12 protein-coding genes are annotated in these 12,438 nt (G+C 62.6%); 4 read left to right on the top strand and 8 right to left on the bottom strand.

Features of this window, described 5'->3' with window-relative positions:
* The first annotated feature begins 38 nt into the window (after positions 1-38).
* The 3 genes from ACORLH_RS18870 (at position 39) to ACORLH_RS18860 (ending at position 2,643) form a co-directional block, all read left to right on the top strand.
* Positions 39-836 carry an SDR family NAD(P)-dependent oxidoreductase gene (locus tag ACORLH_RS18870; RefSeq protein WP_321829873.1) on the top strand — a complete coding sequence of 266 codons (798 nt, stop codon included), beginning with the start codon at positions 39-41 and terminating at the stop codon, positions 834-836.
* A 262-nt stretch (positions 837-1,098) separates the two neighbouring features.
* Complete coding sequence (gene hemF, locus ACORLH_RS18865) at positions 1,099-1,992, top strand: oxygen-dependent coproporphyrinogen oxidase (RefSeq protein WP_321829872.1); 894 nt, start codon at positions 1,099-1,101, stop codon at positions 1,990-1,992.
* Between the two features lie 246 nt (positions 1,993-2,238).
* Positions 2,239-2,643, top strand: a complete 405-nt coding sequence (locus ACORLH_RS18860; RefSeq protein WP_321829871.1) for a GFA family protein — start codon at positions 2,239-2,241, stop codon at positions 2,641-2,643.
* A 97-nt stretch (positions 2,644-2,740) separates the two neighbouring features.
* Here the strand turns inward: ACORLH_RS18860 and ACORLH_RS18855 are convergent, their stop codons facing one another.
* From ACORLH_RS18855 to ACORLH_RS18830, 6 genes are all read right to left on the bottom strand, one after another.
* Positions 2,741-2,965, bottom strand: a complete 225-nt coding sequence (locus ACORLH_RS18855; RefSeq protein ID WP_058245502.1) for a formate dehydrogenase subunit delta — start codon at positions 2,963-2,965, stop codon at positions 2,741-2,743.
* Complete coding sequence (gene fdhD, locus ACORLH_RS18850) at positions 2,962-3,768, bottom strand: formate dehydrogenase accessory sulfurtransferase FdhD (RefSeq protein WP_321829869.1); 807 nt, start codon at positions 3,766-3,768, stop codon at positions 2,962-2,964. Before fdhD ends, ACORLH_RS18855 begins: the two co-directional genes overlap by 4 nt.
* A complete protein-coding gene (fdhF, locus tag ACORLH_RS18845; RefSeq protein WP_321829868.1) occupies positions 3,768-6,650 on the bottom strand; it encodes a formate dehydrogenase subunit alpha in 2,883 nt (960 codons plus the stop codon). Before fdhF ends, fdhD begins: the two co-directional genes overlap by 1 nt.
* On the bottom strand, positions 6,647-8,173 hold the full coding sequence (locus ACORLH_RS18840; RefSeq protein WP_321829867.1) for an NADH-quinone oxidoreductase subunit NuoF: 1,527 nt from the start codon (positions 8,171-8,173) through the stop codon (positions 6,647-6,649). The genes fdhF and ACORLH_RS18840 overlap by 4 nt, the downstream gene beginning before the upstream one ends.
* On the bottom strand, positions 8,170-8,649 hold the full coding sequence (locus ACORLH_RS18835) for a formate dehydrogenase subunit gamma (protein ID WP_321829866.1): 480 nt from the start codon (positions 8,647-8,649) through the stop codon (positions 8,170-8,172). Before ACORLH_RS18835 ends, ACORLH_RS18840 begins: the two co-directional genes overlap by 4 nt.
* A 92-nt stretch (positions 8,650-8,741) precedes the next feature.
* The gene (locus ACORLH_RS18830) at positions 8,742-9,650 is read right to left on the bottom strand and encodes a LysR family transcriptional regulator (protein WP_321829865.1); all 909 of its coding nucleotides are present in this window, start codon (positions 9,648-9,650) and stop codon (positions 8,742-8,744) included.
* 164 nt (positions 9,651-9,814) lie between these two features.
* Here ACORLH_RS18830 and ACORLH_RS18825 point away from each other — a divergent pair, with 164 nt between their 5' ends.
* Positions 9,815-10,675 carry a crotonase/enoyl-CoA hydratase family protein gene (locus tag ACORLH_RS18825; protein ID WP_321829864.1) on the top strand — a complete coding sequence of 287 codons (861 nt, stop codon included), beginning with the start codon at positions 9,815-9,817 and terminating at the stop codon, positions 10,673-10,675.
* A gap of 77 nt (positions 10,676-10,752) precedes the next feature.
* Here ACORLH_RS18825 and ACORLH_RS18820 read toward each other — a convergent pair whose 3' ends face one another.
* Together ACORLH_RS18820 and ACORLH_RS18815 are read right to left on the bottom strand one after the other, a co-directional pair.
* On the bottom strand, positions 10,753-11,715 hold the full coding sequence (locus tag ACORLH_RS18820) for an acetyl-CoA carboxylase carboxyltransferase subunit alpha (protein ID WP_058245495.1): 963 nt from the start codon (positions 11,713-11,715) through the stop codon (positions 10,753-10,755).
* Positions 11,716-11,820: 105 nt separating this feature from the next.
* Positions 11,821-12,438 carry a hypothetical protein gene (locus ACORLH_RS18815; protein WP_321829863.1) on the bottom strand — a complete coding sequence of 206 codons (618 nt, stop codon included), beginning with the start codon at positions 12,436-12,438 and terminating at the stop codon, positions 11,821-11,823.

The raw sequence follows: 12,438 nt of genomic DNA, 5'->3' as shown, positions 1-12,438 counted from the left end.
CGCCGCCGGCTGATCCCGCGGCCCCGCAGGAGAAACCCATGTCATTTGCGATTTCCGGCAAAACTGCCATCGTCACTGGTGGCGCTAACGGCATCGGTTTGGCCATTGGCCGCCATTTCCTCGACAAAGGCGCCAATGTGATCTTCGCCGATATGGACGAAGAAAACCTGATCCGTGAGTTGGGCCCGAATGAGGAAGGCAACCCGCACCGCTATTTTGCCGGCGATCTGCGTGAGAAGCTGACCTTGGCGAACCTGCTCTCGGCCACGCTGGACGCTTTTGACAGTGTCGACATTCTGGTCAACGCCTCACGTCAGATCATCGCTGCCGACCCGCTGAACGGGGATGACGCGATGGAGATCATGCTGCAGCAGAACCTGCTCACCGCGCTGAAACTGTCGCAGCTGGTGGCCAAACGCATGATCAAACAGGGCGCGGAGGAGGATGAGGGCATCCTTGGCACCATCGTCAACATCTCCTGCATCGCCTCACGCCGCACCTCGCCGGACCTGTTGGCCTATTCGGTCAGCACGGCCGCTTTGGATCAGATGACCCGCTCCCTGGCTGTGGCCCTTGCGCCCAACCGGATCCGGGTGAACGGCCTGGCCTTTGGGTCGGTCATGTCGAACAGCCTGAAAGAGACCCTGCGCGAACACGGTGAGTTCCGCGACGAGATTGAGGCGCGCACCCCGCTGGGCCGGATCGCCGCCCCCACCGAACTGGCCGAAGCGGCGCAGTTCCTGGCTTCGGACGCCTCGGGCTTTATGACCGGCCAGATCATGACCGTCGACGGCGGCCGCACCCTGATGGACCCGGTCACCGCACCGGCGCATTAACTGACCTTCCGTCCGGGTCACGTAGTGAGCCGGTTCGCACCAGTAAAATCATACGGCCCCGCCCCCAAGGCGGGTGCGAAGTCTTGATGATCGTCCAGTGCACAACGGCTTCTTGGGCCCAGAGGTCACGCAAATTATCGAGCCGCCTTCGGATCGGGCGCGAACCTGCCGTCGCACTCTTCTCCAGACGCGACCGAACGCGCGCTTTCCGCCCTTCGCCGCACCTGCTACATCCCTAACAATAGGATGAAGGAGCGTCGCAATGTCGGAAGAGTTTGCACAGGAAAAACAACGCGCCAGCCAGTGGTTCCGCCAGCTGCGTGATGAGATTGTTGCCGCCTTTGAGGCGCTGGAGGACAGCCAGACCACCGGCCCCTTGGCGGATCAACCTGCCGGACGCTTTGAGGTGACAGAGACCAAACGCGCCTCGGCAGATGGCTCGGACGCAGGCGGCGGCCTGATGAGTGTGATGCGCGGCGGCCGGGTGTTCGAAAAGGTGGGGGTCAACATCTCCACCGTCTATGGTGAGTTGGGCGAACGGGCCCAAAACGCCATGGCGGCCCGCAAAGGCATCCCCGGCATGAAAGAAGATCCGCGCTTCTGGGCCTCGGGCATTTCGCTGGTGGCCCATATGCAGAACCCACATACACCTGCGGTGCATATGAACACGCGCATGTTCTGGACGCCGCATGCCTGGTGGTTCGGCGGTGGATCGGACCTGAACCCCTGCATCGAATATGATGAGGACACCGCGCATTTCCACGGCGTGCAGAAAGAGTTTTGCGACAAGCACGACACCGCATTCTATCCGCGCTTGAAGGCATGGGCGGATGAGTATTTCTTTGTGCCGCACCGCGGTCGTGCCCGTGGGGTTGGCGGCATCTTTCTGGATGACCATAACTCAGGCGACTGGGAGGCGGATTTTGCCTTCATTCAGGACGTTGGCCGCGCCTTCCTGCCGGCCTTCCTGCCGGTGACCGAGAAACGCCGTGATACGGTCTGGAATGAAGCGGACAAAGACCAACAGCTGCAGCATCGTGGCCTCTATGCGGAATATAACCTCGTCTATGACCGTGGCACCAAATTTGGTCTGGAAACCGGCCATGACGCCAATGCGGTCCTGATGAGCCTGCCGCCGATGGCGAAATGGGTGTGAGCGGATCCACACGACTGGCATAGAAGTGGGCCCTCGCTTCGGTGGGGGCTTTTTCTTTGGCGAGCTTCGTAGCAGTGTTTGGAAGGTATCAGAAGAGCCCAAAGGTGATTGCCTTCAAGCTGGGCCACTGCGGCCGAACCGAGGGGCAAAGCGAAGCGCCCGCCCCGTGGGGGCGGTTCGGGCGCTGCCAAATCGAAGATTTGGCTGAGTGAAACTGTGGAAGGGGCAAGAGTAAGGGAAAGAGCCATGGCCAAAGGGGAATGCAATTGCGGCGCGGTCCGGTTTGAGATCACGTCCGAGATCCGCGATGTCTACATGTGCCACTGTTCCATCTGCCGCCGCATGACCGGTGGCGCAGGGGTGCCGGTGGTGGTGGTGCCCAATGAGGACTTCCGCTGGCTGTCTGGACAAGACAACATCGCCACCTGGAAAAAACCTGACGTCGATTGGCAGGGCTGGTTCTGCCGCACCTGCGGCTCCCCTCTGCCGGGCGACAATGACCCGGCGCGCACCTATGTGCCTGTGGGCGTTTTGACCGAAGGGACTGAAGCGCTGGAGGTGAAACACCACATCTGGGTTGGCTCTAAGGCGCATTGGGATGTGATTGGGGACGCGGGTAAACAACACCCCGAGGCCTTTGGCACAGGCTGAGTGGAGCGGTGTGAGAAGGGGCAGGGGGCGTTGCCCCCTCCGTTCAAAAGGGATTTTGAACGTCACCCCCAGAGTATTTGTGAAACGATGAAAAGCGTCAGTCGATCTCAACCGGTTTGCGGATCTGTGGCGCAGCTTTCAGCACCAGCGGCTTCAGCCCTTGGCCGCCGGCGGCGATAATCTCGGACAGCTGGTCGCGCATCCGTGGCTCCCAGAAGTCACTGATATGGGCGGCGACACCTTCGATGCCTTCCGCTTCTTTTTTGCTTTCGAAAAAGGTGGCGATCTGGTTCGCCATATAGATCAGTTTTTCCGGTTTCATTGCGGCTCTCCGCTGTGGATGCGGTGGGTGTGGGTGAAGACGTCAAAGCGGGCGCCCCGCGCACGGGTCACCAGGGTGAGCCCGGCCCGATCGGCCAGATCGACCCCCAAGGCGGTGGGGGCGGAGACCGCGATCAGCACCGGCGCGCCGATCTGGGCGGTTTTCTGGATCATCTCAGACGACAGGCGGCTGGTGACGGTGACGGCGCCAGTGCTGGCATCGATCCCGGCAAGGGCCAGGGCGCCTGCCAGTTTGTCCAGCGCATTGTGGCGGCCAACATCCTCGCGCACGAGGATCAGCCCGTCGCCGGGGCGGTAGAAGCCGGCCGCGTGGGCGGCATGGGTTTCGTCATGCAGCGGCTGTTGCTGGCGCATGGTTGTGGTGGCCAGATGGATGTCCTGACGGCGCAGCCGCAGGTCGGCGGTGACACGCGGCAGGGCGCGCATCGCCTGTTCCAAGCTTTCCACCCCGCAAAGGCCGCAGCCGACAGGGCCGGCCAGCGCGCGGCGGCGTTTGGCCATTGCGGCAGCGCGGTCCTCAGGCAGCCACATCTGCAGCTCCACGCCCTGGGTGTGGCGGATCACCTCGACCTCACCCAGCTCGGCTGCGCTGTCGACCAGCCCTTCGGTCAGGGAGAACCCAAGGGCAAAGTCGATCAGGTCCGCAGGCGAGCCCATCATCACCGCCAGCGTGGTGCCATTGTAGACCAGCGCAATCGGCATCTCCTCGGCCAGCGCGGTGGTCTGGTCGCTGAGGCCCAAGGGCCCGGCCGTCAGGCCCGGTTTATCAACCGCCGCCCGCATCACTCAGCCGCCGGCAGGATGCGGCGCGATTTCTCGGCCTGAGCGTTATAGTCTTCCTGCCAGTCGCTGGGACCGTTTGACAGGCTGACCTGCACCGCGGTGACCTTGTATTCCGGACAGTTGGTGGCCCAGTCGGAGTAATCCGTGGTGATCACATTGGCCTGCGTATCGGGGTGGTGGAAGGTGGTGTAGACCACGCCCGTGCTGACCCGATCGGTGATCTTGGCCCGCAGCGTGGTTTCGCCCGAACGTGAGGCCAGCTTCAGCCAGTCGCCATCCTTGATGCCGCGCAATTCGGCGTCATGGGCGTGGATCTCCAACTCATCCTGATCGTGCCAGACCACGTTTTCCGTCCGCCGGGTCTGCGCGCCCACGTTATACTGCGACAGGATGCGACCGGTGGTCAGCAACAGCGGGAAGCGCGGGCCGGTTTTCTCATCGGTGGCGACATATTCGGTCACGATGAAGCGGCCTTTGCCACGGACAAACCCATCGACATGCATCAAAGGAGTGCCCTCGGGGTTGGCCTCATTGCAGGGCCACTGGATCGAGCCTTTCTCCTCCAGCATGGCGTAGTCCACACCGGCAAAGCTGGGGGTGGTGGCGGCAATCTCATCCATGATCTGGCTGGGGTGGGTGTAGTTCCAGTCTGCCCCCATCGCCTGCGCCAGCAGCTGCGTCACCTCCCAGTCGGCATAGCCGTTTTTCGGGGCCATCACCTTGCGCACGCGGTTGATGCGGCGTTCGGCATTGGTGAAGGTGCCCTCTTTTTCCAGGAAGGTCGAACCGGGCAGGAAGACATGTGCGTAGTTCGCGGTTTCATTGAGGAAGAGGTCATGCACGATGACGCATTCCATCGCCGCCAGACCGGCCGCCACATGTTTGGTGTCGGGATCTGATTGCAGGATGTCTTCACCCTGACAGTAAAGCCCCTTGAAGGTGCCATCGACCGCCGCGTCCAGCATGTTGGGGATGCGCAGACCGGGTTCGGGATCGATGGTCACGCCCCAGGCGTCCTCGAAAATGGCGCGGACCTCCGGGCCTTTCACATGGCGGTAGCCCGGCAGTTCATGCGGGAAGCTGCCCATATCGCAGGAGCCCTGCACGTTGTTCTGACCGCGCAGCGGGTTCACCCCGACACCGCGCCGGCCGATGTTGCCGGTCAGCATGGCCAGGTTGGCGATGCCGATCACAGTGGTGGAACCCTGCGAATGTTCGGTTACCCCCAGACCGTAGTAGATCGCGCCATTGCCACCGGTGGCAAACAGACGCGCGGCGGCACGCAGCTCATGCGCAGGCACGCCGGTCAGCAGTTCAACCGCTTCGGGGCTGTGACGCGGATCGCTGACAAATTCGGCGTATTCCTGGAACTCTTCCCAGTCACACCGCTCCTGGATGAAGGCCTGATCCATCAGGCCCTCGGTCACGATCACATGGGCCAGCGCGGTCACAACGGCCACGTTGGTGCCGGGCCGCAGGGCAAGGTGATGCTGCGCCTCGATGTGGTTTGAGCGCACCAGATCGGTGCGGCGCGGGTCCACCACGATCAGCTTGGCGCCCTGACGCAGACGTTTTTTCAGCCGGCTGGCAAAGACCGGATGGCCATCGGTCGGGTTGGCGCCGATCACGATCACCACATCGGTGTCTTCGACACTGTCGAAATCCTGCGTTCCGGCCGAGGTGCCAAAGGTCTGGCCCAGCCCGTAGCCGGTGGGCGAATGGCAGACACGGGCGCAGGTGTCGGTGTTGTTGTTCATGAAGACGCCGCGCGCCAGTTTCTGCACCAGGAAGGTTTCCTCATTGGTGCAACGGCTGGAGGTGATCACCCCGATAGAGCGGCGGCCATGTTTTTCCTGCAACCCTTTCAAACGGTTGGCCGCAAAACTCAGCGCCTCGTCCCAGCTGACCTCTTGCCACGGCTCGTCGATCGAGTCGCGGATCATCGGGTTCAGGATGCGGTCCTTGTGGTTGGCATAGCCATAGGCGAAACGGCCCTTCACGCAGGAATGGCCACGGTTTGCCTTGCCGTGCTTGTAGGGCACCATACGCACCAATTCGTCACCGCGCATCTCCGCCTTGAAGGAACAGCCCACGCCGCAATAGGCGCAGGTGGTGACCACGGATTTGTCCGGCGTGCCCAACTCGATGACGGATTTTTCCTGCAGGGTTGCGGTGGGGCAGGCCTGCACACAGGCGCCACAGCTGACGCAATCGGACCCCAGGAAATCATCCCCCGCCATCCCGGCAGAGACACGGCTGTCAAAACCACGGCCTTCGATGGTCAGCGCAAAGGTGCCCTGCACCTCTTCGCAGGCACGCACGCAGCGCGAACAGACGATGCATTTGGAAGGATCATAGGTGAAATAGGGGTTGCTGTCGTCCTTGGGCAGCCACTGGGGGTTGTCTTCGCCGCTGGTGTTGCGCGCCTCAAAATGGGTCTCTTTGGCCTCATAACGCACGTCGCGCAGACCCACGGTCCCGGCGGCATCCTGCAGTTCACAGTCACCGTTGGCCGCACAGGTCAGGCAGTCTAGCGGGTGGTCCGAGATGTAAAGCTCCATCACGCCTTTGCGGAGCTTCTGCACCTTCTCGGTCTGGGTTTTCACCACCATGCCTTCGCTGACCGGTGTGGTGCAGGAGGCCGGGGTGCCCCGGCGGCCCTCAATCTCCACCAGACACAGGCGGCAGGAGCCAAACGCCTCAACCGAGTCGGTGGCGCAAAGCTTGGGGATCTTGATCCCCGCCTCCATCGAGGCCCGCATGACCGAGGTGCCTTCGGGGACCGAAACCTCAAAGCCATCCACGATGAGCGAGACCATATTGGTGGATTTCGACGCGGGCGTGCCCATGTCGTAATCATCGGGCATCATGAAATCTTTCATTCTGCGGCCTCCTTCACGGGGGTGAATTCTTCGGGGAATTGTTCAAGGGCGGACATGACGGGGAAGGGGGTGAAGCCCCCCAGCGCGCAGAGCGATCCCTCTTTCATCGTGTCACACAGGTCCGTCAGCAGCGCGACGGCATTGCGGTCACCTGCTTTGATCCGGTCGATGGTTTCCACACCGCGCACCGCGCCAATCCGGCAGGGGGTGCATTTGCCGCAGCTTTCCACCGCGCAGAATTCCATCGCGAACCGGGCCATGCCCAGCATGTCTGCGCTGTCGTCAAAGACCACGATCCCGGCGTGGCCGATCAGCGCGTCCTCGGCGGTGAATTCCTCATAGCCAAAGGGCGTGTCGAACTTGGCTGGCGCCAGATAGGCGCCCAAGGGGCCACCAACCTGCACCGCCTTCACCGGACGGCCCGTCGCGGTGCCACCGGCGATGTCGTTGATCAGATCCCCCAGCGGCATGCCAAAGGCGGTTTCAAACAGCCCGCCAAATTTGACGTTGCCCGCGATCTGGATCGGCATGGTGCCGCGCGACCGGCCAAGGCCGAAGTCCGCGTAATGCTGCGCGCCTTTTTCCAGAATGACCGGCACGGTGGCCAGCGAGATCACGTTGTTGACCACGGTGGGTTTGCCCAGAAACCCCTCCAGCGCGGGCAAGGGCGGTTTGGCCCGCACGATGCCGCGCTTGCCTTCCAGCGAGTTCAGGAGCGAGGTTTCCTCGCCACAGACATAGGCCCCCGCACCGACGCGGATTTCCATGTCGAACGCTTTGCCCGATCCCATCAGATCCGTGCCCAGCAGACCGTTCAGCCGGGCGATGCGCACCGCCTCATTCATCACGCGGATGGCAACGGGGTATTCCGAACGCAGGTAGACATAGCCCTTGGTCGCCCCAACGGCGAGGCCGGCAATCGCCATGCCTTCGATCAGGGTGAAAGGGTCCCCTTCCATGATCATCCGGTCCGCAAAGGTGCCGCTGTCGCCTTCATCAGCGTTGCAGATGATGTATTTCTGATCCGCATCAGCGCCCAGAACCGTGTTCCACTTGATGCCCGTCGGGAAGCCTGCACCACCGCGGCCCCGCAGGCCCGAGTCGGTGACTTCCTGCACCACATCGGCGGGCGTCATCGCCAGCGCGCGGCGCAGACCGGTCAGGCCGCCATGCGCCTCGTAATCTGCAATCGACAGCGGATCGATCACGCCGCACCGGCCAAAGGTCAGACGGGTCTGGCGCGCCAGATAGGGGATCTCTTCCACCGGACCCAGCGCCTTGGCGTGGCCCTCAAGATCATCAAACAGAAACGGCACATCAGCGGTCTCCATCGGGCCGAAGCCGATGCGGCCCGCCTCGGTCTCAACCTCGACCAGCGGTTCCAGCCAGACCATGCCGCGGGTGCCGTTGCGGATCAGTTCCACAGGGATGTCGCGCGCTTTGGCTTCGGCCACAATCGCTGCGGCAACCTCATCGGCGCCAACCGCCACAGCGGCGGTGTCCAGGGGCACGTAAATCTTCATGCGCTTGCCTCCGCCAGTAGGGTTTCCAGTTTCTCTGCGGTCAGCCGGCCATGCAGCGTGTCATTGACCATCGCAGCCGGGCCTGAGGCACAGAGGCCCAGGCAATAGACCGGCTCAATCGTCACAGCCCCGTTTTTGGAGGTGCCGTGCCATTCCAGCCCCAGCTTTTGCAGCGCGCCATCGGCCATCTGGGTCACACCCATGGCCTGACAGGCCTCGGCGCGGCAGATCTTCACCACATGGCGGCCCGCTGGCAGGTCGCGGAAATCGTGGTAGAAGCTGACAACGCCATGCACCTCGGCGCGGCCGATGTTCAGGTGATCCGCGATCACCGGCACCGCACCGGCGGGGATATGGTCAAATTCTTCCTGCACCGCATGCAGGATCGGTAGCAGCGGTCCTTCCAGCCCAACATGCTGGGCGAGGATGCTGTGCAGCGCCTCGAGCTGAGTATCGGCAAGCAATGCATCTGGCATCGCAGGGCCCTCCCTAACAGTAACTTACCACGATTTGGGTGAATTTTACATCACCAATCAATATCGAAATTTCGTTACTTGATAGGAATTGACTATCGTTGACCCAACCGTTCCGAAAGCGACATGGCAGAGTCGAGAAGCGCCGTCAGCACCGGCGCATGGGGTTCACGGTGTGGCGCAATAAGCCCAATTCGATGGCTGGCTTCGGGGCTGACCAGCGGAACGGCCACCAATCCGCCGTCGGGTGATTCGTTTTGCAGGAAGATTTCGGTGCTTTTCTGCGGCAGGATCGACGCCCATCCGCCGCTCATCACATGGGAAATCAACACGATCAGGGAGGAGGCTTCGATCTGCGGCTGCGTTTCCACCCCGGCGGTGCTGAGATGAGTGTTGATGATGCGGCGGTTCTGCATATCCGGTGTCAGCAGGCACAGCGGCAGCTCTGCCAGTTCGGCCCATTTCACCTGCGCCCGGCTGGCCAGCGGGTGATCGCGCCGCAGCATCAGCACATAGCGTTCGGCATGGATCGGCACCGTGGTCACCCGGCCCAGCGGTTCATTGTCCAGATAGGTCAGCCCGGCATCGATCTGCAGATTGTCCAGCATCGACAGGATCTCACCCGAGGTGCGCGACCAGATGGTCAGCCGCACATTTGGATGGGCACGGGCAAAATCCGCCGTCAGGTCAGACACCAGCGTCAGCGCAGTTGGGATCACCGCCAGTCGTAGATTGCCGGAAAGCCCCTGCCGCGCGGTGCGCATCTCTTCTTTCATGGTGCGCACATCGCCTACGATCTGGCGCGCCCAGTCCAAAACCCGCTGCCCCTCGGGCGTCAGCCCCTGAAACCGCGATCCCCGGTGCACCAGCACAACGCCCAGCTGTTCCTCCAGCTGCTTGATGGCGGCCGAAAGGCTGGGCTGGGTGACCCGGCAGGCCTCCGCCGCGCGGCCAAAGTGCTGCTCACGGGCAAGGGCGATGAACATTTCCAACTTCTCGATCATCCGGCGACTATTGCGCGTCCCTGCGGAAAACGGAACCGGGGGGCAGCAATTCCTTTGGCCCGGTTTCCGGCGATGGAGGCGAAATTAGTGACGACTAAGTGACGGGGCGAAACAATTTACAGCCTTTCGCGCGCCGTGTTCCCTGACCGCAGGGAGGAACCGAAATGAGCAAAGTGTTATATGAACGCGACGGCCGCATCGCGCGGATCACCTTGAACCGGCCTGAGGTGATGAATGCCATCGATGATGAGCTGCCGGTGGAGTTGGAGGCCGCCGTGCAACGCGCCGATCATGACCCAGAGGTGCATGTGATGGTGCTGTCCGGCGCCGGCAAGGCCTTCTGCGCGGGCTATGATCTGACCTTTTATGCCGAAGGCAACGGATCAGGTGAGGTGACCCAGCCGATGCCCTGGGATCCGATCAAGGACTATCAGTGCATGTGGCGCAACACCCAGCACTACATGTCGCTGTGGAAGGCGATGAAGCCAGTGATCTGCAAGGTGCACGGGTTTGCGGTTGCCGGGGGTTCGGACATCGCGCTCTGCGCTGATCTGACCATCATGGCGGAGGAGGCGCAGATCGGCTACATGCCCGCCCGCGTCTGGGGCTGCCCGACCACCGCGATGTGGGTCTATCGTCTGGGGCCGGAACGGGCCAAACGGATGCTGTTCACCGGTGACAAGATCACCGGGCGCGAGGCCGCGGATATGGGGCTGGTGCTGAACGCCGTGCCTGCCGCGGATCTGGACGCTGAGGTTGAGGCGATGGCCGAACGGATGGCGGCAGTTCCGATCAATCAGCTGGCGATGCAGAAGATGGTGATCAATCAGGCGATGGAGCAGACCATGCAGGCCACGCAACGTCTGGCCACCGTGTTTGACGGCATCACCCGCCATTCGCCCGAAGGGTTGACCTTCAAACAGCGGGCTGAGGCGGTGGGCTGGAAACAGGCGGTGGCGGAACGCGACAGTGGCACCTGGGATTGGACGGCAAACGGCCCGCTGCCCGGCGCGAACCGCCCGTAACCACTAGACCTTGATTGCAAAAGAAAAGCCGCCCGGCAGACAGGTGGGCGGCTTTTTAATCTAACTCTGTTCAGCTCTTAGGCGGCCAGGCCCTTGCTGCCCATGTCCAGGAACTTCTGGCGGCGGTCTTTGACCAGCTGCTCCGGCGACTGGCCGGCCAGCTCATCCAGCATCGACTGGATGTGTTCGCCAACCGCTTTGATCGAGGCGCCCGCATCGCGATGTGCGCCGCCCAGCGGTTCGTCAATCACCCGGTCGGTCACGCCCAGCTTGGTCAGGTCCTGCGCGGTCAGACGCAGCGCTTCGGCGGCTTCGCGCATCTTGTCGGCGTTCTTCCACAGGATCGAGGCACAGCCCTCCGGCGTGATCACCGAATAGACCGAATGTTCCATCATCGCGACGCGGTTTGCCGTGGCAAAGGCCACTGCCCCGCCCGAGCCACCTTCGCCGACGATCACCGAAATCAGCGGCACGCCGATCTGCAGGCATTTTTCCGTCGAACGGGCGATGGCTTCGGACTGGCCGCGCTCTTCCGCGCCTTTGCCGGGATAGGCACCGGGGGTGTCCACCAGGGTGATCACCGGCAGGCCAAACTTGTCCGCCATTTCCATCAGACGCACGGCTTTGCGGTAGCCCTCGGGGCGCGCCATGCCAAAGTTGCGGTCGATTCGGCTTTTGGTGTCGTTGCCTTTTTCATGGCCGATCACCATCACCGGGGTGTCGCCGAAACGCGCCAGACCGCCCATGACGGCGTGATCATCGGCAAAGTTCCGGTCACCCGCCAGCGGCGTGTATTCGGTGAACAGCGCGTCGATGTAATCTTGGCAATGCGGCCGGTCGGGATGCCGTGCCACCTGGCATTTGCGCCACGGTGTCAGGGTCTTATACAGTTCGGCCAGCATTTCGGACGCTTTTTTGTCCAAAGCAGCAGCTTCTTCTTCGACGTCCATTTCCTCGTTCTGGCGGGCCATCGCGCGCAGCTCTTCGGCTTTGCCTTCGATCTCGGCAAGGGGGCGTTCAAAGTCGAGGTAGTTGGTCATTTTATGTCAGTCTCCAGCCTTGGATGGCAGGTTATATGGCGCTGCCTGCGCTCAGATGCAACAACGCATGTGACCTAAGGGGAGGGGCAGGCGTATTTTCCCCAATCAAATCGCGCCAGAGAGCGCCGCCCGCAGCGCCAATTCAGGCGAGGTCAAAACAGGGCAGGGCAGGTCCTGCAATGCCGCTGCCGCCCCCGCCATGGAGGCCTGCGCCAGAACGATGGCGCTATACTGCCCTTGCCCGGCCGCATGCCGGATATCCTGGCTAAGCGCCGTGGCAAACCCCGGCAGGTCACCAGCGTCGAACAGCGGCCAATGCTGCCCCAGAAACAGCGGCGCGGCCGGGGTCATGTTGCCCGCGGCCTGAAACTCCCGCTCCAGCAGCGACAGGCTGGGCGCCTCGGTCGAACGCAGGCAATAGGCGATCAGCACCCGCCCCCCGGTTTCTGCGGCGGCGCGCATCATCGGCTGATCAATGCGAATGGCGCCAAACGCCTCAGCGATCGGGCCCAGGCTGGTGCAGCTGCACAGAACAGGCCCCTCAGCGGCGTCAATCGCCGCGCCAACCTCATCGCGCAGCGCATCGCTGATCCCGGCCTGCGCCTGCGCCAGCCAATCGGGACGCACCAGATGGGTCAGCGCAGCCTCCGGCGCCAGCTGGTCGCGCAGGGCATTAAAGGTCAGGCGGTGTACATCGGCGGTGTGGATCAGGGTCAGTGTCAT

The sequence above is a fragment of the Thalassovita sp. genome (assembly GCF_963691685.1).
Lineage (GTDB): Bacteria > Pseudomonadota > Alphaproteobacteria > Rhodobacterales > Rhodobacteraceae > Thalassobius.
Note: the sequence above shows the minus strand (reverse complement) of the source record. Positions and strands in the feature narration are given on the sequence as shown.